Origin of the sequence: Paraburkholderia bannensis NBRC 103871 (assembly GCF_000685015.1) — a bacterium.
Taxonomy (GTDB): Bacteria; Pseudomonadota; Gammaproteobacteria; order Burkholderiales; family Burkholderiaceae; genus Paraburkholderia; species Paraburkholderia bannensis.
Window position 1 is genome coordinate 162427 of record NZ_BAYA01000003.1, and the last position, 20298, is coordinate 182724.

Sequence of the window (20298 nt, forward strand, 5' to 3'; positions counted from 1 at the left end):
GCCAGTCAATCAATCGAAGCGAATCAAGGTGCGGCGACGATCTCCACCCAGTTCGCGCCGTGGCCGCCCGCGCAGCGCGCGGCGAGCGTGAGCGCCCCGCTGCGCAAGTCGACGCGATAGAGCGACACATGCGGCGACTTCTCCCCGCAGGCCACCGCGAAGCGGCCGGTCGGGTCGAGCCGGAAGCCGCGCGGCTGGGTTTCGGTATCGACAGAACCGGCGTACTCAAGCGAGCCGTCGGGCTGCACGGCATAGGTCAGCAGCCGGCTCGTCGTGCGTTCCGAGGCATAGACGAAGCGGCCATCGGGCGAGACATGGATGTCGGCGGCCCAGACGAGTTTTGCCAGCTCGGCCGGATCGGGCTGCACCGGATCCGACGAACTCGGGCGCGCAAAACCATCGTTCAGGTGCGCGAGGTCGGAGGCGCGCGGCGAGACGTGGCGCAGCACGAGTTCGCCGCTTTGCTCGTCGCGCGCCAGCGCGGCCACGGTCGCGCGGAACTCGCTCAGCACGTAGAGCGTGTCCTGATCGGGCGACAGGCACAGATGGCGCGGCCCGAAGCCCTTGCCCAGGTCTACCGTGCCGATCTCGCGCAGGCGCCCTTCCTCTTCCAGCGCGAAGCAGAACACGCGGTCGCTGCCGAGCGACGACGCATAGGCGAAGCGGCCATCGGCGGTCACGATCACGGCATGCGCGTTCTGGATGCCTTCGACGGTTTGCAGCGGCGCGCCCTGGCCGTTTTCGATGTCCTGGGTGCGATACAGACACACGCGATGCTCGCCATACGACGCGCCCAGCAGGAAGCGGCCCAGCGGATCGGCGCACAGATAGGCGAAGCTCGAATCGAGCGGCGCGCGGCCCAGCGCCGTGAGCGTGCCGTTGCGCGCGTCGATCTCGTAGCGATACAGATGCAGGTCGCTGCCGCGCGTGACGGCGTAGAGATGGCGGCGATCCGGCGCGAGCGCCATCGGCATGACGGTCGGCGCAATGGTCGTACGTGCGTGCGGCGTGAGCGTGCCGGCGTTGGCGTCCAGATGCAGCACGTCGATCTCGCCGTCGTTGGCGTTCGAAACGTAGACGAAGTAGCGGTCTTGCATGAGCGTTGTCCTTAACGGTCGTGGCGAAAGGCGTTAGTGTGCGCCACGATGGACAGAGTCCGCTTCGTCGGTGAACGCGCGCCGCGACGGCTTGTTGCGGGCGAGGAACGCGGCAGCGGCGGCAATCAGCGAGGTCACGCCCAGGCCGTAGAGGCCACCGGCGATCGAGCCGGTGTGCTGCTGGAGATAACCGAACGTGGCCGGCGCGAAGAAGCCGCCCAGGTTGCCGAGCGAATTGATCAGCGCGATCACGGCAGCCGCGACGCGGGCGTCGAGATAGCCCTGCGGCAGCGGCCAGAACAGCGACGAAGCCGCCTTGAAGCCGATCGCCGAGAAACAGATCGCGACAAACGAGAACACCGGGTTAGCCGACGTCGAAGCAAACAGCCCGCACGCGGCAATGACCAGCGTAAGCGCGAGCCAGCGTTGCTGATGGCGATACTTCGCGGAAAGCAGCGCGAAGCAGTACATCGCGACAATGGCGATCATCCACGGAATCGCGTTGTAGAGACCGACCTGGAAATCCGTCAGCCCGCCCATCTTGCGGATGATGGTGGGCAGCCAGAAGGTGGCCGCGTAAATCGTCAACTGGATCGCGAAGTAGAGGAAGCAGAACAGCACGATCTGCGGGTCGCGCAGCAGGCGCATGACCGGCACATGCGCGCCCGTGGCGGCTTCGCGTTCGGCCTGTTCGCGCGTCAGGTAGGTTTCCAGCGCGTTTTGCTCCTCGCCGCTGAGCCAGTGCGCGTCGCGGATATGCGACTTCAGCAGCAGCCAGCTGGCCGCGCACAGCGCGATCGAAAATGCGCCTTCGATCAGGAACATCCACTGCCAGCCTGCGAGGCCCAGGCCACGCACCGACAGCAGCGCGCCCGTGATCGGCCCCGAAAGAACCGAAGCGAAGGCCGACCCCGCCAGGAAGATCGCCACGGCCTTGCCGCGCTCCTTCTGCGGCAGCCACTGCGCGAAGTAATACACGACGCCGGGAAAGAAGCCCGCTTCCGCGATGCCCAGCAAAAAGCGCAGCAGATAGAACGAGGTGTCGTTGCGCACGAAAGCCATGGAGGCGGCGACGATGCCCCACGTGCCCATGATGCGCGTGAGCCAGGCGCGCGCGCCGAACTTCTGCATCAGCATGTTCGACGGCACTTCGAACAGCGCGTAGCCGATGAAGAACAACCCGCTGCCCAGCCCATAAGCCGCCGCCGACAGGCCGAGATCGGCCTCCATATGGGTGTTGGCGAAACCGACGTTCACACGGTCGATATAGTTCGCGATGAACATGATCAGGAACAGCGGCAGGATATGCCGCTTGACCTTGGCGCTGGCTGAATCCAGCAGCTCGTCGTAGCGGGTGGGGGAAGCGGACATCGAGGTTGTCTCCTGTCGGTGCCGGGCACCGTGGTACGTTGTCTGATGACATCATAGCCAAGTCATCGGACAACTCCAATGTGGTGTTTACCCTTTATTGGCTTATTCTGCGGTCATATCAGTGACTTATGCGGCTGCGATTGTATCGCGGAAGACTTATGTTGTACGATGACATAACTCATCTAACCGCGTCAGGAGAAGACATGCAGATCACCGGCGACATGCTGATCGGAGGCCGTGCGGTGCGCGGCGCCAACCCGCCCCTTTTGGCCTTCAATCCCACCACCGGCGAGGACATTCCCACGCCGTCCTTCGGCACCGGCAGCGCCGATGACGTCGCGCAGGCCTGCGAGCTGGCCGCCGCCGCCTTCGACGCGTATCGCAAGTTGCCGCTCGCCACCCGTGCGGCCTTCCTCGAACGCATCGCGGACGGCATCGCCGCGCTCGGCGACGCACTCACGGAGCGCGCGCACGCGGAAACCGGTCTGCCCAAAGCCCGGCTCGAAGGCGAGCGCGGCCGCACCGTCGGCCAGTTGAAGCTGTTCGCGCAGGAAGTACGTCAGGGTCTGTGGCTGACGGCGACGCTCGATTCCGCCCTGCCCGATCGCAAGCCGCTGCCGCGCTCCGATCTGCGCCTGCAAAAGATTGCTGTCGGCCCGGTCGCGGTGTTTGGCGCGAGCAACTTCCCGCTGGCGTTTTCGGTGGCGGGCGGCGACACGGCCGCGGCGCTGGCCGCTGGCTGCCCCGTGGTCGTGAAGGCCCATGGCGCGCACCTGGGCACCTCCGAAATGGTGGGCCGCGTGATCCAGCAGGCGGTCAAGGACATGGGCCTGCCCGAAGGCGTGTTCTCGCTGATCGTCGGCGCGGGCCGCACGGTGGGCGAGGCGCTGGTCGCGCATCCGGCGATCAAGGCCGTGGGCTTCACCGGTTCGCGCGCGGGCGGCACGGCGCTCATGCGCATCGCCGCGCAGCGCCCCGAGCCGATCCCCGTCTACGCGGAGATGAGCAGCATCAACCCGGTGTTCCTGCTGCCGCAGGCGCTCGCCGCACGCGGCGCGGCCATCGCGCAGGGTTTCGTCGATTCGCTGGTGCTGGGCGCGGGGCAGTTCTGCACGAACCCGGGGCTCGCCATCGCCATCGACAGTCCGGCGCTCGCGCAGTTTGTCGAGACCGCGACGGGCGCGCTAGGCGGCAAGCCCGCGCAGACCATGCTCACGGCGGGCATCCACACGGCGTATGAGCAAGGCGCGCAGCGTCTGGCGCAAACGCCTGGCGTAAATGCGCTCGCCAAGGGTCAGCCCGAGAGCGGCCCGAACCAGGCGTGCGCCGCCCTCTTCGTCACCGATGCGCAGACGTTCCTCGCCCAGCCCGCGCTCGAAGACGAAGTGTTCGGCCCGGCCTCGACGCTGGTGCGCTGCAAGGACGAAGCGCAGCTGCTGGCGGTGGCGGAACACTTCGCAGGCCAGTTGACCGCGACGATCCAGATGGACAACGACGACCTGCCCGCCGCGCAGCGCCTCGTGACGATTCTCGAACGCAAGGCAGGCCGTCTGCTCGTCAACGGCTTCCCGACCGGCGTCGAAGTCACGCATGCGATGGTGCACGGCGGCCCGTTCCCGGCGACGTCCGACAGCCGCGCGACGTCGGTGGGCACGAGCGCGATCGAGCGCTTCCTGCGCCCGGTCTGCTATCAGGACTTCCCGGCGGGTCTGCTGCCCGAGGCGCTCGCGGACGGCAATCCGCTTGAACTGTGGCGCCGCAGGAACGGCGAGATCGTGCGCGGATAAAGCCGGACTCGGCGTACGGCACGCACAAAAAAACCGGCGGCCAGATGTTCAGCATCTGGCCGCCGGTTTTATATGGGCTTGCGTGCTTTAAGCGGTTTCGCCTGCCGCCGCCGCTGCGCGGCGCAGCCTTTCGCGGCTGCTCGACAGGTGCATGCGCATCGCGGCGCGCGCGCCTTCGGGATCCTGCCGCGCGATGGCTTCGAAGATGCTCTCATGCTCGCGGTTCACGAGTTCGGCGTATGCCTTCGGGTCGCTGTGCGCAATGCCGGCCGAGTCGATGCGATGACGCGGGATCAGCGCCGCGCCCATCTGCGTGAGGATATCGACGAAATAACGATTGCCCGTCGCGCGCGCCACGGAAACGTGAAACTGGAGATCGGCGCCCGCGCTGTCACCGCCGCTACGCGTGGCCGCGGAAATCGCATCGAGCGCCGTGCGGATATTCGCGAGATCGCGCTCGCTGGCGCGCTGGGCGGCGAGACCTGCACATTCGGTTTCGAGGCTGATGCGCAGTTCGAGCACGGACAACAGGTCGTTGAGCGTGCTCGCGGGCACGACGTCGAGATCGAGCGGCTCGCGGCGCGGCTCCAGCACAAAGCTGCCGATGCCATGGCGCGTCTCGATCACGGACATTGCCTGCAGGCGCGAAATGGCTTCGCGCACGACGGTGCGGCTCACGCCCAATAAGGTCATGAGACTGCTTTCGGTCGGCAGCTTGTCGCCGGGTTTCAGTGCGCGCGAGGCGATCTGCTCGTTGACGTAATGGACGACGTGTTCGGCGAGATTGCGATTGCGGGGTGGACGGTTGAGCATGGGCGCGGCGAGCGGATCGGCCATCGTCCTCTCCTTGGTATGCGGGTTGCGCTCCATTATACGTCGTCGGACAACCGTGTGAACGAGCGGCGTTTGAACACGCCCTCCAAGGCTTGGACGGCTGAGCGTCAATGCGTCGAGGTCATCGGACAACCCGGCCTGGCGCGGTCGCGACGCCCATCGCCTGTCAGCCCGCTGCCTATACGAAGGCACGGTTCGCGACATGAGCGAACGGCACGCGCCACAATGCTGTTTACTGTTTCCGGGCCGCTGCGCAGTATCGCGCGCATCGCCATCGACGCATTTACGCAGACGAATTACCTTCCCCCCGCGCGCGGCATGCTGCTTGCGCGCTTCATTCGCTGTAGTTCCCACTCATCGCGGAGAGACATCATGCACAAGACGGCAAGCGCCAAATGGCACGGCGGCATCAAGGACGGCCAGGGCAGCATCTCGACCCAGACTGGCGTGCTGCGCGACGCACCGTATGGCTTCGCCTCGCGTTTCGAAGGCGGCCCCGGCACCAACCCGGAAGAACTGATCGGCGCAGCGCATGCGGGCTGCTTCACGATGGCGTTTTCGCTGTTCCTGACCGAAGCCGGCTTTAAAGCCGACAGCATCGAAACGAAATCGACGGTCACGCTCGAAAAAGTCGGCGAAGGTTTCTCGATTACGGCGTGCCAGCTCGACATGACCGCAAAGATTCCGGGCATCGACCAGGCGACCTTCGAGAAACTCGCGACCGGTGCGAAAGAAAATTGCCCGGTCTCCAAACTGTTCGCGAACAACGCGAAAATTTCTTTGAATGCGACGCTCGCGAGCTAAATTGGATCAAGCATCCGTGTAAGCGATCAGGCGGCGGACTGGGCGTGCTCGCGCGCGCCGGTCTCGCCGTCCTGGTGGAGAAACCGTCATGGCCATTCCTCATGCCGCACCGGGCGAGGTCTTCGACGTCCGCCCACTTGGCGCCGCGCTCAAGAACGCGAAAACGATCACGCTGATTCGCGCCTCACACCTGGAAGTCCTTCGCATCGTGCTGCCAGCGGGCAAGCGCGTGCCCGAGCATCGCGCGCCGGGCGAAATCACGGTGCTCTGCGTTGAAGGCGTGATCCGCTTGTTTATCAATGGCGAGCCGCGCACCATGCACGCGGGCGACATGCTGCTGCTGAATACGGGCGAAGCGCACGCGCTCGAAGCGCTCGACGACGCGTCGATTATCGTGACGATCCACCTCGCGCACGAGCGGCAATAGCGCTTCCGGTCAATCCGCCGTTCAGCGGCCAGGCTGCAACTGGCCCCAGCTCACGAGAATCTTCTGGATGCTGCGCGCGTACGAATCGCGCTCGCCCGGCGATTCCGAGTGATACGCGCCAATTGCGCGCCACGTATTGCCATAGCGCACCATCTTCTGCTTCAAGAGCCATGCAGCCACGAAGATATTCACGCAGGGGTCGGTCAGTGCGCGATGCGGAATGCCCTGGCGCGCCAGCTCCGGGAAATGAATCGAATTGATCTGCGCCTGGCCGACGTCGATCGAACCGTTGGTATTGCGGTTCACGGCTGCGGCGTCGCCCTTCGATTCACGCCAGGCAACCGCGCGCAGCACGAGCGGATTCACGCCCTGGTAGGCGCCTGCTTTTTCGAAGCAGTCGTTTTCAGCAGTCGCGGCCTGCGCCGTCGAGGCACCGAATGCCATCGCCGCCGCTGCAACCGTGGCCACCTTGGCCAGCGCGCCGATACGCGCGCGACGCGCCTTGCGTGAGTTGTTTTCAGACATCGCCCGGATCTCCTGAATTAGCGCGCCAGTGCGACGTCGAGTTGATGCTCGATGTCCTTGAGGTAGGTGCGCGACGCATCGGACACCACGAGGCGCGCCGTCGGGCCGACGGGACGCAGGTCATGCGGGTGCAGCTTCTTCTTGCGCGACGACGTGCGCGGCGCGGGCGCATCATCGTCATCGCTGCCCGCGCTGGCCGAAGGCGGCAGCATGGCAAGCGTGGGAAGTGGCGGATAAACCTTGTCGGTGGACGGCGATGCGGAAAAGCCCGTCGAAGCTTGCAGGCTGGTTCCAGCCGCATCCGCCTGGCCTGCCCAGGCGCTCGTGGCGGTCATGCAAAGGAGCCACGCGGCGGCGGCGAAAGCGATCATGCGCATGGCGTCAGCCTCCCGATTGCAGCGGCTCGATCGACACGCTGTACGTCTGGTTCGCGCCGGCCGTCAGGTTCTCCAGTACCGGCTTGTTGGCCTGGTGCACCGGCACGCCCTTCCAGATCGCTTCGTTGATATAGCGGAGATCCTGGCCGAGCGCGGTCACGCGGATCAGGGCCGGATGTTTTTGCGCGGCGGCCAGCGCCCCCGCCTTGGCGAGCACGGCGCTCAGTTGCGGGTCGCGCGCACCGAGTGCGTCAGCGGGAATATCGAAGCGCAGGATCGCATTCGACACGGCGGCTTTGCCAGCCTGCGCCGTATCGGCCGGACGCAATTGCGCGCAGCCAGTCATGGCCAGTACGGCGAGTAAAAAGACAACGCGCTTCACGTCCCATTCTCCAGAGTTGCATGGCTACAAGCGCGTTTTCGGCCATTTTTACGTGGACTTGATAGCCCGGTGGCAAACGTTTGGCAAAAAGGGAAAACTCGCTCGCGATGGACGCGATGGCGGGAAGGTTGCCGCGCGAGGATGGCGCTCCGTGTAGAGAACTGCTTCGTCTATCGGGTAAATATGACTGTCGTGGCGGCGCGACGTGCGCTTGTGCCGCGCGGATTTTCCACGACCTGGCGCTTATTTGTCTAATGAAATTGGCCTCATCCAACTTATTCGATTATTTCGAATATCTTCATCGCGAACCTCGTACGGCAGGCGCTGCATCGAAGTCCATCATGGGCTCCAACGTGTCGAACATTCCATCGACCGCTTCTTCTGGAGCCTCGTAAATGAACCTGTCTTCCACTTTCAAACGCGCCGCGGTCGCTCTGGCTAGCGTCGCTACGCTCGCTGGCGTCGCACAAACCACCCAGGCAGCTACGCCACCGGCAACGATCGCCGCCCACGATATCGAAGCGAACGGCCTGCGCCTGCACTATCTCCAGGCGGGTCAGCAAGCGGATCGCGAATCGAGCGACGCCACCGCCATCGTGCTGCTGCACGGCTACACCGAAACGAGCCATATGTGGCGCCCGCTCATGACACGCCTTGCCGCCAGCGGCCCGGTCATCGCGCCCGACCTGCCCGGCGCGGGCGATTCGGCGATCCCTGCGAATGGCTACGACAAGAAAGCGCTCGCCCAGGACATTCACGCGATGGTTCATGCGCTCGGCTATCGCAAGGTCAAACTCGTCGGCCACGATATCGGCCTGATGGTGGCCTATGCGTACGCCGCGCAATATCCCGACGAAGTGCAAAGCATCGTGCTGATGGACGCGTTCCTGCCTGGCGTCGGCGACTGGCAACAGGTCTTCCTGTTGCGCGACAAATGGCATTTCAACTTCTACGGCGCCACGCCGCTCGCACTCGTCCACGGACGCGAACGCGTGTACTTCGAGCACTTCTGGAACGACTTCGCCGCGACGCCAGATCATTCGCTATCCGAAGCAGACCGCGAATACTACTCCGCCGCTTATGCACGTCCTGGCCGGATGAAGGCGGGCTTTGAGTATTTCCACGCGTTCGGCCAGGACGCGACGGATTTCGCGGCGTTTGCGCAAACGCCGCTGACCATGCCGATGCTCGTGGTCGCCGGTGAAAAGGCCTCAGGCACGTTCCTGGTCGATCAGGCGAAACTCGTGGATACGCACGTGCAGGCCGTGGTCGTGCCGGGAGCCGGACACTGGCTGATGGAGGAAGCGCCAGCACCGACGATGTCGGCCATCGCCAGCTTCCTTGAAGCACCGCAAGCGCTTTCGGCCACGCAATGACCGGATGCAACGTCCCGCGCCGCGCAGGCTCGGGACGTTGTTCAAGGCAGCAGACTCAGTTCGACGCGGGCGGGTCGTCGTTGAGCGTCTTCAGGAACGCCTCGATATCGCGGATTTCATCGGCGGTCATCGCGGGCTTGTCGCCGAACTTGCGGTCGAACGGCGCGTCGGTTACGTCCACGTTCTTCTGGAACTGCGGCGGAATATCGTTGTACTTGTCGATCTTGCCGTCGGCGCCGTGCGGATAGAACTTGCCCGGATCGGTATTGCGCTCGTTGTAGAACGCCATCACGTCGTCGAGGTTGTGATAGATGCCGTTGTGGAAGAACACCGTGCGCGTGCTCGAATTGCGCAGCGTCGGCGTGAGGAACATGCCGCAATATTGCGTCTGATCCTTGAAGTCCGAACGGAACGGCCCGCACACGCCCAGATCGAAGAACTTCGGATCCTTGTTCTGCGCGAGTTTCGTGTTGCGCGGCACGCCCAGCGCCTCGTACTGGTAATCGGTGAACATCGGCGGCAGGCCGTCCTTGCCCGGCTTCGACAAGTGGCAGCCAGCGCAATTGGCCTTGTCCGGATCGTTGAAAAGGCGCAGGCCGTGCAGCTCGGCCTGGCTCAGGTGCGCACGGCCTTCCAGCCAGCGGTCGTACTTGCTGTTATACGGATGGAACGACGGATCTTCCACCTGGTAGCGCGAGATCGCGAACATCGCTTCGGCCACGGTCAGCTTGCGATCGTCGAAGATTCGGGATCCGAACAGTTCGGTGAATCGCTTCGCGTACGGCGCGTTCTTGAGCTTGTCGGCAACCGTATCGACGCTCGTGTTGGCCATTTCCACCGGATTGAGCAGCGGGCCATACGCCTGCTGCTGGAGCGTGTCGGCGCGGCCGTCCCAGAACAGGCCGCCCTGCGGCACCATTTCCACTGACGTGGAAGCGCCGCCCGCCGTCTTCTGCGACTTCACGACATTGGCCGCTGCGCTCGCCTGTTGCGCGACCGTCGGTGCGTCGTCGTTCTCGCCCGCATCGGGGCCAATGCTGAAATTAGGCTGGCGATACAGGTACATCAGCGAAGGCGGCGGACGATAGCCCTGCTGCGTCATCGCCAGGCCGCCCTTCTGCACGTCGAGGCCGTTAGGCGGGCCATATGCATGATCGGGGCTGTGGCACGAGGCGCACGACTGCCTGCCCGACGCCGAAAGCGTCGGGTCGAAAAAGAGTTGCTTGCCGAGCTGCGCCATCGCCGAAAGCGGCGCGACCGGCAGGCGCTGCAGCACGACCGGATGCGGATTCGCGCCGGTCAGGTTCTCGACGACCTCGCCCACTTTCTCGGGCACATCGGCGGGAAACGCGGCGGCGTAGGCACAGAAACCCAGCGCGGCGACCACGATGGCCGCGGCGGCGCGCAGCACGAGGCGCGCGGGCTTCGCATTCGCGCGCGGCGTGGGCGAAGACGGGGTGGGCGATGCGGAAAGCTCGGACATGAAGCGTTCTTCCTGGCGGGACAAAAATGCCGAAAGCCGTGGGCACCCGGTGTTAACCAATGGCGCACGACACGGCGTCGGACTCTACCTGTACCGGTTCGTATTGCCCGAACCGGCCTGAATAAACGGCGAAAACCCGGCGCGAAGACCGGGTGCACGCACGCATCGGATCGACTGGATCGATGCGCGCGCAACCAGGTCTCGCGCCGGGCAGCGATCAGTTCGCCGGTGCGGAGCTCACTTGCGTACCGAGCGCCGTGTCGAGGTACAGCGGCGTCGTGACAGGCGTGCCCGTCAGGTTCAGCATGCCGCGCAGGTCGCCGGCTGCTGCGTCGAACGAACCGCCGCCCAGACGTGCGCCGCCGAGCCAGTTGTCTTCGATGAAGCGAACCACCGAAGCCTGGTCGATGAACGTGTGATCGACGTAGTTCGTCTTCGCATACGGCGAGATCACGACGAACGGGATACGCGTGCCCGGGCCGCAGCGGCCGTTGACCGGCGAGCCTGCAATACCCGTCGGCTGGGTGCCCGAACCGCACACGCCGTTGCCGCCAAGCTGGTCAGCTGCTGCCAGCGACGAGTGAACCGGCGCCATGTACTGGTGGTCGTACCAGCCGTCCGAATCGTCATAGGTCACGACGACGAGCGTGTTCTTCCAGTCCGGCTGCTGCATCAGGAAGTTGACGACCTTCGTGACGAACGCCTGTTCGTCGAGCGGATCCGAGTAGCCAGCGTGCGCGTCCTGTGCAGCCGGAGCCTTCAGGAAGTTCACCGACGGATAGTTGCCGGCCTTCACAGCGGCAAAGAAGTCATCCGTGTCGTACTGGTGGTTGGCCGGCTCAGCCGTCTTGCCGTCGGTTTCGAGGCTCGAACCGATCGCAGCCGTCGAGCTCGGACGCGTGTGCTGCGGGTTCGACGTCGACTTGAAGTACTGGAACCAGTTGTGGTGCGGGATGTAGTCGGCCGTTGCTGCGTTGACGGCCGTGGCCGTCGTGCTGCGCTTGCAACCCGTCGTGCCGTTGGCGTTCACGGTCTGGAGGTTGAAGCCGCCCATGAAGCCGCCCCAGCTGATCTTCTGGCCGTTCAGCAGGTCGCCGATGTTGAGCGCGTTGATCATGCCCGAGTCGGTCGTGCTAGAGCAGGTGTCGTAGCCCGGATCGACGTCGTTGATCATCGTGAGGCCGCCCACGCCGTCCTGGATGTAGTAGGACGAGGTCGTGGCCGTAGCCGGCTGCTTCGACGAGTTGACGAGCTCAAGACCGTTGGTCTGGCCCGACACGACTTCGAGTGCGCCCGGCGTCGACGGGCCGTAGGTCGTCGTCCACGCATTGTCGCTCATCGCGTACTTCTGCGCGTAGTTCCACAGCGCCGTGACGGTGTTGCCGTCGTAGTAACCCATCACCTGGCCCTTCGTGCCGAAGGCGCCTGCGCCGCCGCTCGTGCCGTTACCCGTGTACTTCGGGAACAGGTCGAGTGCGCCGTTGTCGCCGGCTTGCTGCTCGGCGGTGTAGGCGTGGTTCTGGTCAGCCGTGGCGGCCTGCGAACGATCCAGGCGGAACGGGTTCGCTGCGTTCGTGCCGTTGGCCGTGTTCGTGAAGTTCGGGTTCGACGTGAGGAGCGTACCCGTCAGGCCGTTGACGCTCGGCGTGCCCGAAGCGGCCGTGAAAGCCGGCTCGCCCGACGGGTTCGTCGAGTTCGGGTAGGTCGCGAAGTAGTGGTCGAACGAGACGTTCTCGCCATAGATCACCACGAGATGCTTGATCGGCGTAGCGGTCGTAAGAGCGTCTTGCGCGGACACCGCCGCGGTAGCGGACGACCCATTGTTCGAGTTGCTGCTGCCGCACGCGAACAGTGCGGCGGCAAGGCCAGCGCACGGCACGGCGAGTAATGCTCGGCGATACATGTTGTTGGGCTCCATCGATTCTTCGAGTTGGTTTTAGAGTCCTGGACGCGTCATACCAGACGTGTGGGGCTGCCTTTCGTATTGAGCGCGTTTCAGGTAATGCGCCAGACATCAGGGCGAGCGAATTACAACATCCGAACATGACTACACGGCGACCATTCCATTTCCTTAAGCTTTCGCTTCATTTCAATTTAGAAAGCATCGGGAAGTTTTAACAACATGTGGGAAGGAGGCGTTTTGCACTCGTCCGCGCGCGAGCTATAACTGGAATTGCAGCGTGGACGTTCTCTGCGCGCCCGCTCCATCCCCTTCTTCTTGCGCCGCGCCGCGCTGCGCCGCCTCCCGATCCGGCGGAGGCGGGCCTTCTATGTAAGGCCTTTGGTAAGGCCTTTTTAAAAGCCTTTTGTAAGGCTTGAGCTAACACGTTCGGCAGCCTGGCGATCGCGCCGGCATTCCGGCCTTCCTCGAGAGCGCGCACGGCGCGGCAATGCATGCCGTGCGCGCGCCGGGCATTGCGTCTTGTCGCGTCACGTTCTGCGAGGCGCGTGATGCGGCCCCGGCGTTCAAGAAGGAGTGTGGAAATGAAGATCCGATTGGCGTTTCTCGCCGCCTTCGTGGCACTGGCGAGCGCAACCGCGCCGGGCACGGCCCAGGCGAAAGACGAGCCCGTTTCGCAGGAACGCGCGCACCAGATGATGACTAACGATGCAAACGCGTCCGCCCAGGCAGGCACCGATATGTCGTATGGCGGCATGACCGATACGCGCAGCGCATCGGGTCATCGCATCGGCAAGGCCTGCTGGCCTCGTTCGGACTGCGACATTTATTTCGGGCAGTAAAGATCGGGATATGAAGGCGTTGTCGCAAACTCGCGAAACGCCTTCATTCAGGGTGTTCTAGCGCTGCGAAACCGGCAGCGCCAAGCTATGCGTCTTGCGTGTGCCGGGCGCGGGTCGATTGCGGGCCTTTTCCCGCGGAAAGCATGGGACATTCCCTGCGTGGCACGTCGATGCGGACTGGCCTCTAGCGCCGCGGCCTCGGGACGCGGCAGCCCGTTTTCTTCCAGCGTCAACAGGAAACTCGCGAGCCTCGATAGCGGCGCAGAACGATGCGCACGCAACCAACGTGATCGCGCTGGCGCAGATCGGTCTATTGCCTGTTAACCTTGTGCAGGCATGCGTCCTTGCAGCCCCCGTCCTGCCTGGTTACAGGGTGCCACACGAGCGATTTCTTTAAGCGCTGGACGAAGGGCGCAACGTACTACTGCACCGTGTTCTGCAACAGCCCCGCGATACGCTGCAGCGGCGCGAGCAATTCGGGCGCAATGGCGTAGAGCGGCCCGAGAGTCTGCGAGACGTCGCGATAGTCCACATGGGTGTGACCGGTATCGTCCTCCCACACCACGAGCCGCAGCGGCAATTCAAGCGCCGAATGCGGATTGGCCGCCATGATCGGCGTGCCTGCCTTGGGATTGCCGAACAGGATCAGCCGCGTGCGCCGCAGTTCCATGCCCACGAGCGCGGCGGCCTCGCGCTGGTCTATGTCGGCGAACACGACGGCGCCTACACCATCGAGTGCGGTCCTGATACGGGCGATCGTCGCGTCGAAGTCGTGGGCGCTCTTGAGCGTCACGACGGATGAGGGGTGTTGCCCGTGCCCGGTCGTCATGGCTTGTGCTCCTTGGTGGACGTCACGCGTGACTGCGTGCTCTCGCACTGTAGTCCATAAAGCGGCCACTCTGAAGACGAAAACGGTGCACGGCTGGCAACAGGCGCGAATTTGTTCGCGCCGTGTTGATTTTTTTATAGCGCGCCCTGCAAGCAGTTTTCTTCGCGCCAGCCATAGAGCCACTGCAAGGCGTCGTAGAACTGCTCCTGCGTGCGCCCGTCCCACAGCGCGTTGCGCACCAGTCGCTCGACGCCTTTCGCGTGATAGATACGGCCCATTTCCCGGGCCGAATACAGCACGCGCGCCGCGCGCGGAATGCGCGCCTTTTCGTAGATCGCGAAAGCTTTTTCGAAGTCGCCGTCAGCGGCTTCGAAGGCAGCGCCCAGCGCCACGGCGTCCTCAAGGGCCTGACACGCGCCCTGCGCAATATATTGCGTCATCGGATGCGCGGCGTCGCCGAGCAGCGTGGCACGGCCAAAACTCCAGCGCTCGACGGGATCGCGATCAGCCGTCGCCCAGCGCCGCCACGACGTCGGCCGATCGAGCATCTGGCGCGGCTTCTCATGCACGCCCTCGAAATACGACAGCACCTCTTCCTTGCTGCCGTCGCGCACGCCCCACTCTTCCTGTTCGCGGCTATGGAACGTCACCACCAGGTTGTACTGGCGGCCGCCGCGCAGCGGATAGTGCACGAGGTGGCAATGCGGGCCGGCCCACACCACGGGCGCGTTGATGCGCAGATCCTCAGGCATGTTCTGCGTTTCCACCACGGCGCGATAGACCACGTGGCCCGTCACGCGCGCGGCGTCGCCGATCAGCTTCGCGCGGATCGCCGATTTGACGCCGTCGCAGCCGATCACTGCATCGGCGCGGTAACGCTCGCCGTGCTGGTCGGTGAGCGTCACGCCGCGCTCGTCCTGTTCGAGCGACTGCACCTGCGTGCTGGTGCGGAACTGGATCAGCGGATTGCCCTGCACCGCTTCGAGGATCGACAGATGAATGTCCGCACGATGGATCACCGCATACGGATTGCCGAAGCGCTCGCGAAAACGTGCGCCGGTTTCAATGCGCGCCACTTCGCTCGCGTCGGTCGCGTCCATCAGGTTGAGGCAGTCGGTATAGACGGCGCGCTCGCGCGCCGCATCGCCCGCGCCCAGCGCGTCGAGCGCATGAAACGCATTGGGGCCGAGCTGGATGCCTGCGCCGATTTCGCCGATCTTTTCGGCCTGCTCCAGCAGCAGCACGCGCACGTTGCGGCGTGCAAGCGCGAGCGCCGCCGCCAGCCCGCCAATGCCGCCGCCCACCACGATCACGCGCGGCCCGGTTTGATTCGTTGTACTCATGTCAATGTCTCCTCTGACCGGATCACGCGATATAGTCGGGCTGCCGTTGCGGCTGCGCCTGAATGAATGCCGGCTGCGCCTGCGCATGCTCGTACACCGCCAGCGCACGCGGATACGCCTTGAGGTCGCAGCCCATGCGCAAGGCGTTGCCGATCTGCGGAATCAGGCAGCAATCCGCCAGCGTAGGCTGCGCGCCGAAGCACCACGGCCCCTGGTTGCCTGCACGCACGAGCAGGCGCTCGACGCCCGCCATGCCTTCGGCGATCCAGTGGCGATACCAGTCGTCCTTCTGCTGCGGCGTGACCTTCAGCACGTCCTGCAAATAGCGCAGCACGCGCAGATTGTTAATGGGGTGAATATCGCAGGCGATCAGGTTCGCGAATTCGAGCACACGAGCTCGCAGCAACGTATCAGCCGGAATCAGGCGCGGCTCGGGATGCCGCGCATCGAGCCAGTCGATGATCGCGAGCGACTGCCCGAGCGGGCCGCCCGCGCCCAACGCATCGTCCGCGAGTGCGGGCACCGCCGCCGAGGCATTCACCTCGCTCACATACGGCGTCTCGCGATGCGCGAGCGTGCGGATATTCACCGGCAGCGTGGTGTAGTCGAGTCCCTTGAGCGCGAGCGCAATGCGCACGCGCCAGGACGTCGAGCTATTGAAAAAACTGTAAAGCTCCACGATCGATACTCCTGCTGCCTTAGACCACGCGCACGCTCAGTTCGCCCAGGCGTTCGACGCCCACCTTCATCGTCTCGCCCGCCTTGACCGGGCCTACGCCTTCGGGCGTGCCCGTGAAAATCACGTCACCCGGTTCCAGGCGGAAAAACTTCGAGAGATACGCAACCGTTTCCGCTACCGACCAGATCAGGTGCGAAACATCGCTTTTCTGCTTCGTTGCGCCATCAACGGTCAGCCAGAGCCCGGCTTGTTCGAAATGGCCGACTTCGCTCGCGCGATGGATCGGGCCCATCGGCGCGGAACGGTCGAAAGCCTTGCCGATTTCCCAAGGACGGCCCATTTCGCGCATTTTCATTTGCAGGTCGCGGCGCGTCATGTCGAGGCCGACTGCGTAGCCCCACACGTATTCAAGCGCGTTCTCGACGGCGATGTCCGCGCCGCTCTTGCCGATCACCGCGACCAGCTCCGCTTCGTAGTGGTAATTCGACGTCTGTGCCGGATAGGCCAGTTCGAGCGTTTCGCCATCGGCGACGGGCACGATCGAATCGCCGGGCTTGCAGAAGAAGAACGGCGGTTCGCGGTCGGGATCGAAGCCCATTTCGCGCGCATGCGCTGCGTAGTTGCGGCCGACGCAATAGACGCGGCGCACGGCGAAATGGTCGCTTGAACCGGCGACGGGAACGGCAACGGGTGCCTCGGGTGTGAAGACGAATGCCATGATGTTCTGAATACTCGTTTAAATGAAGGAATGGCGCGGCGGCGCCGGAAATAAAAGCCGATCAGCTGCGCGATTCGCGCAGCAGGTTCAGCGCGGCCATGACCGGACGATCCGAATAGCTGAACAGCACGCAGTCTTCGTCGGCGTCGAGACGCACCGGCGTCCACGAGGGCGCAACGAAAACATCGTGCGGCGCGAATTCGAATGCCTTGTCGCCGATATGTGCCGTGCCCCGCCCTTCGACCACGCTGTAGACGGTGGCGTCCGTGCTGCGGTACGTGCGGCCGCGGAAATCCTTCGGCAGGAACTGCATGAACGTGGCGATGGTCGGCATTGGCCAGCCGCCCGTGGCGGGATTGACGTAACGCAGCTTCACACCGTCCCATGCGTCGAGATCGCCGTGGCGGTAAAGCGTGTCAAGCGCCTCGCGGCTGCGTTCGTACGGATAACTGAAGATCGGCGAAGTCGGGTCGCTCACCTTGTGGCGCACCGGCAGCATGTTGCTGCCGTAACGCGCGAAGCTGTCGCCTTCGGGGCGCGTGAGCGGCTGGGTGTCTTCGGGGAAGTTCTCGGCGAAACTCGCATCGAGATGCGCGACCAGCGGAATATCCAGGCCGTCGAGCCAGATCACCGGTTCGCCGCCTTCGTCGAGCGAAGGATTGCCGTGGTCGTGCCACGTCCACGACGGCGTGATGATGAAGTCGCCCGGGTGCATGGTGGTGCGCTCGCCGTTCACGGCCGTCCACGCGCCCTTGCCTTCCACGATGAAGCGCAGCGCCGACTGGGTGTGCCGATGGCTCGGCGCGATCTCGCCGGGCAGGATCAATTGCAGGCCGGCGTAGAGATTGGGCGTGACCGCCGACTTGCCCGGCAGGCCGGGATTCTCCATCACCAGCACGCGGCGCACGGCTTCGGCGGCGCTGATGACGCTGCCCGCCTGCATGACCAGTTCGCGGATCTGCGCGTATTGCCAGTGCGCGGGCTGCGCCTTCGGTTGCGGCGACGCCGAGACGAGCGTGTGCAGCGACTCCCACAGCGGGGACAGTTGCTGGCGCGCGATGCGCTCGTAATAGGCGGCGCGGGATTCGTTCTGTACCGTCGACATCGGTGTCTCCTTTATATCGGCGCGCGTCTGTCGTTTTTCTCGCGCGGCCGGATTCGATCTGCAACGATTGAATTTATAGATCCGCGAGCCATACCCTGTAAAATGACAAATTCATCTCATCCATATATTTCTGGATATACCTTGGGGCGCGCGACATGACGGACTGGACTCATCGGCTGCGGCTGCGGCATCTGGAATTGCTGCTGAAGGTCGGCGAAACGGGCAACCTGAGCCAGTCCGCGGCAGCGCTCAACACCACGCAGCCCGCGCTGTCGAAGTGGCTCAAGGAACTGGAGGAGGACATCGGCCTGCCGCTGTTCGAGCGGCACGCGCGCGGGCTGCGGCCCACGTCTTATGGCGAGGCGCTGATCGCGCACGCGCGGCGCATCGCCGGCCATCTGGACAGCGCACGCGACGATCTCGCGGCGCAACGCGATGGCGGCAGCGGGCTGGTGGCGATTGGGACGTCGGGGGTGTCGGCGGCGGATACGGTGCCGATGGCCGTCGCGCGGCTCGTGAAGGACTTGCCGCGCGCACAGGTGCGCCTCGTCGAGAGCACCATGAACCTGATGATGCCGCAGCTCGTGCGCGGCGAACTCGATATCGTGGTCGGACGCACGTCCAGCGACGCCATCGACCCGCTGCTCGAAGGCGAAGTGCTCTATCGCGAGCGCATCAATTTCGTCTCGGGGCTGGAGCATCCGCTCGCCTCACGAAGTGCGATTGGCTGGGACGATGCGTTCGCGTATCCGTGGATCATCTGGCCGGAGGGCACGCCGGTGCGCAAGGCGCTGGAGACAGCGCTCGCGGCGGCGGGACGCGGCCTGCCGCGTCATTGCGTGGAATCGAACTCGTCGATTCTCAACGTCACGCTGCTCAACCAGACCGAACTGCTGGGCGTGGCCTCGCATCGCGCGGCCATGCGCTTTGCGCGGCTCAACGCGCTATGCGTGCTGCCGATGCGGCTGACGGGCTTTGGATCGGTGTCGATGTACTGGCGCGCGGACAGCGTGAACCGCGTCGCGGTGGCGCTTGCGCTGGAGCATTTGCGTGCGTGCGCACGCATCGGCGCGGAAGATCCCGATAGCGACGTCGAGATCGATGAAGCGGAGAATGACGGCGGGCGCGCAATGCCCCGCCCGAAGCGGGCAGGCAGGAAACGGACGAGCGCGATCGATCGTTGAACGCGCCCGCTGTGCATGCATGAATTGCAGGCTTGAATTGCGCAACTGAATTGCGCGGCGGTATTACGCGCCTGAATTACGCAACTCGACGCGCGCTTAAAGCAGCGGCGCGATCTTCTGGACTTGCTGCGCAAAGTGCTGCTTGTCGTCGCCGTCCAGCGCGGTGCGCACGGGCAGGTCGACGGTCAGCGGGTCTTGCGGCACATTGTCCACGTGCACCTCGTAGTGCAGATGCGGGCCGGTCGCCCAGCCGGTCTTGCCGACATAGCCGATTACGTCGCCCTGCTTCACCTGCGCTCCGGCTTTCAGTGACTTCGCGAAACGCGAAAGATGCGCGAAGGTCGTCGAGTAGTCGCCGAAATTCTTGATCTTGATGACGCGGCCATAGCCAAGTTCCCAGCCCGCGAACGTCACCGTGCCCTGCGCGGTCGCGCGCACGGGCGTGCCGATGGGCGCGGCGAGATCGACGCCTTCGTGCGCCGCCCAGCGATGCGTGACGGGGTCGAGCCGCAGCGGCGAGAAATCCGACGACACGCGCGTGAAGTTCACGGGATAACGCAGGAAGGTCGGCGTGGCCGGCTTGCCGTCGGCGGAGTAATAGAACGCCTTGCCGTCGAGCTTGCGAAACAGGAACAGGTCGTGCGATTCCTTGCCCGTCGAAATGCGCATCGCGACCGGCGTGTCATTGGCGTCCGACGTCTTCGATGCAGTCGCGACCGTTGCAGCGCTCGCGTCGTTGCGGAACACGAAGCGCACTTCGCTGCCGGGCTGCAGGTCGCGGCGGAAGTCGAGACGCCCTTGCAGCGCATGCGCGAGCTTCGCCGTGGTCGCGGCGTCAATGCCCAACTGGTCGGCGGCTTCGGAGAAGCTGTGCGTGACCTGCACGGTCTCGACGCGAAAAGCGGGTGCGGGCGGCCCAACCAGAAGGGCAGCGGGAACGGGGGCAGGGACAGCGGCGGCAGGTGCGGAAGCACGGCGCGCCAGTTGCTCGGGCAGGTCGTCGGATGCATGCAGCGAGACATCGACGGACTGGCTCGGCATCTGGTGCGAAAGCCATGCTGTGCAGGCCGTGCTGAGAGCGGCCACGATGAACGCTTTGCCCGCGACTCCCGAAGATGTCGTCGATACGAGCTTGGGCATCTACTGGGTACGGAAATACTTGGCAGAAAGCCGCGCGCGCGACGCGCGACTTTCGAAGAGACACCGGCACCGTTGCAGCGCCGATGAGCGAAGGC

Annotated in this window: 20 protein-coding genes; 6 read left to right on the forward strand and 14 right to left on the reverse strand. The window is 64.5% G+C overall.

The genetic code is table 11. From position 1 onward, the window contains the following. Positions 1-23: 23 nt before the first annotated feature. Together BBA01S_RS03985 and BBA01S_RS03990 are read right to left on the reverse strand one after the other, a co-directional pair. On the reverse strand, positions 24-1097 hold the full coding sequence (locus tag BBA01S_RS03985; RefSeq protein ID WP_027815297.1) for a lactonase family protein: 1074 nt from the start codon (positions 1095-1097) through the stop codon (positions 24-26). A gap of 33 nt (positions 1098-1130) precedes the next feature. Continuing rightward, positions 1131-2468 carry an MFS transporter gene (locus BBA01S_RS03990; protein WP_027815298.1) on the reverse strand — a complete coding sequence of 446 codons (1338 nt, stop codon included), beginning with the start codon at positions 2466-2468 and terminating at the stop codon, positions 1131-1133. A 203-nt stretch (positions 2469-2671) separates the two neighbouring features. Here BBA01S_RS03990 and BBA01S_RS03995 point away from each other — a divergent pair, with 203 nt between their 5' ends. Then, positions 2672-4255 (forward strand): aldehyde dehydrogenase (NADP(+)), encoded by a 1584-nt coding sequence (locus BBA01S_RS03995; protein ID WP_027815299.1) that lies wholly within the window; start codon positions 2672-2674, stop codon positions 4253-4255. 87 nt (positions 4256-4342) lie between these two features. Here BBA01S_RS03995 and BBA01S_RS04000 read toward each other — a convergent pair whose 3' ends face one another. Then, on the reverse strand, positions 4343-5092 hold the full coding sequence (locus tag BBA01S_RS04000) for a FadR/GntR family transcriptional regulator (RefSeq protein WP_027815300.1): 750 nt from the start codon (positions 5090-5092) through the stop codon (positions 4343-4345). A 369-nt stretch (positions 5093-5461) separates the two neighbouring features. Here BBA01S_RS04000 and BBA01S_RS04005 point away from each other — a divergent pair, with 369 nt between their 5' ends. Beyond that, positions 5462-5893: an OsmC family protein gene (locus BBA01S_RS04005; RefSeq protein ID WP_027815301.1), complete on the forward strand. Its 432-nt coding sequence runs from the start codon at positions 5462-5464 to the stop codon at positions 5891-5893. Positions 5894-5981: 88 nt separating this feature from the next. Further along, positions 5982-6320, forward strand: a complete 339-nt coding sequence (locus BBA01S_RS04010; RefSeq protein WP_027815302.1) for a cupin domain-containing protein — start codon at positions 5982-5984, stop codon at positions 6318-6320. 21 nt (positions 6321-6341) lie between these two features. Here the strand turns inward: BBA01S_RS04010 and BBA01S_RS04015 are convergent, their stop codons facing one another. The 3 genes from BBA01S_RS04015 to BBA01S_RS04025 all read right to left on the reverse strand — a co-directional run bounded on the left by BBA01S_RS04015 (position 6342) and on the right by BBA01S_RS04025 (position 7604). Next, entirely contained in the window at positions 6342-6764 is a 423-nt protein-coding gene (locus BBA01S_RS04015; RefSeq protein ID WP_156965876.1) for a lytic transglycosylase domain-containing protein, read from the reverse strand. 98 nt (positions 6765-6862) lie between these two features. Then, on the reverse strand, positions 6863-7222 hold the full coding sequence (locus BBA01S_RS04020) for a hypothetical protein (RefSeq protein ID WP_027815304.1): 360 nt from the start codon (positions 7220-7222) through the stop codon (positions 6863-6865). 4 nt (positions 7223-7226) lie between these two features. Continuing rightward, positions 7227-7604, reverse strand: a complete 378-nt coding sequence (locus BBA01S_RS04025; protein ID WP_027815305.1) for a hypothetical protein — start codon at positions 7602-7604, stop codon at positions 7227-7229. Positions 7605-7999: 395 nt separating this feature from the next. Here BBA01S_RS04025 and BBA01S_RS04030 point away from each other — a divergent pair, with 395 nt between their 5' ends. Next, a complete protein-coding gene (locus tag BBA01S_RS04030) occupies positions 8000-8980 on the forward strand; it encodes an alpha/beta fold hydrolase (RefSeq protein ID WP_027815306.1) in 981 nt (326 codons plus the stop codon). Between the two features lie 55 nt (positions 8981-9035). Here the strand turns inward: BBA01S_RS04030 and BBA01S_RS04035 are convergent, their stop codons facing one another. Both BBA01S_RS04035 and BBA01S_RS04040 read right to left on the reverse strand, forming a co-directional pair. Beyond that, the gene (locus BBA01S_RS04035) at positions 9036-10463 is read right to left on the reverse strand and encodes a cytochrome-c peroxidase (protein ID WP_027815307.1); all 1428 of its coding nucleotides are present in this window, start codon (positions 10461-10463) and stop codon (positions 9036-9038) included. Positions 10464-10680: 217 nt separating this feature from the next. Next, the gene (locus BBA01S_RS04040; protein ID WP_027815308.1) at positions 10681-12366 is read right to left on the reverse strand and encodes a phospholipase C; all 1686 of its coding nucleotides are present in this window, start codon (positions 12364-12366) and stop codon (positions 10681-10683) included. Between the two features lie 581 nt (positions 12367-12947). On the opposite strand from BBA01S_RS04040, the gene BBA01S_RS04045 reads away from it, so the two are divergent. Next, entirely contained in the window at positions 12948-13205 is a 258-nt protein-coding gene (locus tag BBA01S_RS04045; protein WP_027815309.1) for a hypothetical protein, read from the forward strand. Positions 13206-13626: 421 nt separating this feature from the next. Here BBA01S_RS04045 and BBA01S_RS04050 read toward each other — a convergent pair whose 3' ends face one another. From BBA01S_RS04050 to gtdA, 5 genes are all read right to left on the reverse strand, one after another. Next, positions 13627-14034 (reverse strand): DUF302 domain-containing protein, encoded by a 408-nt coding sequence (locus tag BBA01S_RS04050; RefSeq protein ID WP_027815310.1) that lies wholly within the window; start codon positions 14032-14034, stop codon positions 13627-13629. A 134-nt stretch (positions 14035-14168) separates the two neighbouring features. Beyond that, a complete protein-coding gene (locus BBA01S_RS04055) occupies positions 14169-15377 on the reverse strand; it encodes a 3-hydroxybenzoate 6-monooxygenase (protein ID WP_027815311.1) in 1209 nt (402 codons plus the stop codon). A gap of 22 nt (positions 15378-15399) precedes the next feature. Beyond that, on the reverse strand, positions 15400-16056 hold the full coding sequence (gene maiA / locus BBA01S_RS04060) for a maleylacetoacetate isomerase (protein WP_027815312.1): 657 nt from the start codon (positions 16054-16056) through the stop codon (positions 15400-15402). 19 nt (positions 16057-16075) lie between these two features. Beyond that, positions 16076-16774, reverse strand: coding sequence for a fumarylacetoacetate hydrolase family protein (locus tag BBA01S_RS04065; RefSeq protein ID WP_027815313.1), 699 nt, complete (start codon positions 16772-16774; stop codon positions 16076-16078). A 61-nt stretch (positions 16775-16835) separates the two neighbouring features. After that, complete coding sequence (gene gtdA, locus BBA01S_RS04070; RefSeq protein WP_027815314.1) at positions 16836-17879, reverse strand: gentisate 1,2-dioxygenase; 1044 nt, start codon at positions 17877-17879, stop codon at positions 16836-16838. A gap of 155 nt (positions 17880-18034) precedes the next feature. Here gtdA and BBA01S_RS39960 point away from each other — a divergent pair, with 155 nt between their 5' ends. Then, positions 18035-19063, forward strand: coding sequence for a LysR family transcriptional regulator (locus BBA01S_RS39960; protein ID WP_084161803.1), 1029 nt, complete (start codon positions 18035-18037; stop codon positions 19061-19063). A 96-nt stretch (positions 19064-19159) separates the two neighbouring features. Here the strand turns inward: BBA01S_RS39960 and BBA01S_RS04080 are convergent, their stop codons facing one another. Beyond that, complete coding sequence (locus BBA01S_RS04080; RefSeq protein WP_084161806.1) at positions 19160-20203, reverse strand: peptidoglycan DD-metalloendopeptidase family protein; 1044 nt, start codon at positions 20201-20203, stop codon at positions 19160-19162. Between the last annotated feature and the right edge of the window lie 95 nt (positions 20204-20298).

Excerpts from the sequence above, each read along its gene's own strand:
- gtdA (WP_027815314.1), bottom strand. The coding sequence starts at position 17,879 with ATGTCGACGGTACAGAACGAATCCCGCGCCGCCTATTACGAGCGCATC.
- BBA01S_RS04055 (WP_027815311.1), bottom strand. The coding sequence starts at position 15,377 with ATGAGTACAACGAATCAAACCGGGCCGCGCGTGATCGTGGTGGGCGGC.
- BBA01S_RS04030 (WP_027815306.1), top strand. The coding sequence starts at position 8,000 with ATGAACCTGTCTTCCACTTTCAAACGCGCCGCGGTCGCTCTGGCTAGC.
- BBA01S_RS04080 (WP_084161806.1), bottom strand. The coding sequence starts at position 20,203 with ATGCCCAAGCTCGTATCGACGACATCTTCGGGAGTCGCGGGCAAAGCG.
- BBA01S_RS04040 (WP_027815308.1), bottom strand. The coding sequence starts at position 12,366 with ATGTATCGCCGAGCATTACTCGCCGTGCCGTGCGCTGGCCTTGCCGCC.
- BBA01S_RS03995 (WP_027815299.1), top strand. The coding sequence starts at position 2,672 with ATGCAGATCACCGGCGACATGCTGATCGGAGGCCGTGCGGTGCGCGGC.
- BBA01S_RS04065 (WP_027815313.1), bottom strand. The coding sequence starts at position 16,774 with ATGGCATTCGTCTTCACACCCGAGGCACCCGTTGCCGTTCCCGTCGCC.
- BBA01S_RS39960 (WP_084161803.1), top strand. The coding sequence starts at position 18,035 with ATGACGGACTGGACTCATCGGCTGCGGCTGCGGCATCTGGAATTGCTG.
- BBA01S_RS04010 (WP_027815302.1), top strand. The coding sequence starts at position 5,982 with ATGGCCATTCCTCATGCCGCACCGGGCGAGGTCTTCGACGTCCGCCCA.
- BBA01S_RS04020 (WP_027815304.1), bottom strand. The coding sequence starts at position 7,222 with ATGCGCATGATCGCTTTCGCCGCCGCCGCGTGGCTCCTTTGCATGACC.
- BBA01S_RS04035 (WP_027815307.1), bottom strand. The coding sequence starts at position 10,463 with ATGTCCGAGCTTTCCGCATCGCCCACCCCGTCTTCGCCCACGCCGCGC.
- BBA01S_RS04000 (WP_027815300.1), bottom strand. The coding sequence starts at position 5,092 with ATGGCCGATCCGCTCGCCGCGCCCATGCTCAACCGTCCACCCCGCAAT.
- BBA01S_RS04050 (WP_027815310.1), bottom strand. The coding sequence starts at position 14,034 with ATGACGACCGGGCACGGGCAACACCCCTCATCCGTCGTGACGCTCAAG.
- BBA01S_RS04005 (WP_027815301.1), top strand. The coding sequence starts at position 5,462 with ATGCACAAGACGGCAAGCGCCAAATGGCACGGCGGCATCAAGGACGGC.
- BBA01S_RS03990 (WP_027815298.1), bottom strand. The coding sequence starts at position 2,468 with ATGTCCGCTTCCCCCACCCGCTACGACGAGCTGCTGGATTCAGCCAGC.
- BBA01S_RS03985 (WP_027815297.1), bottom strand. The coding sequence starts at position 1,097 with ATGCAAGACCGCTACTTCGTCTACGTTTCGAACGCCAACGACGGCGAG.
- BBA01S_RS04045 (WP_027815309.1), top strand. The coding sequence starts at position 12,948 with ATGAAGATCCGATTGGCGTTTCTCGCCGCCTTCGTGGCACTGGCGAGC.
- BBA01S_RS04015 (WP_156965876.1), bottom strand. The coding sequence starts at position 6,764 with ATGGCATTCGGTGCCTCGACGGCGCAGGCCGCGACTGCTGAAAACGAC.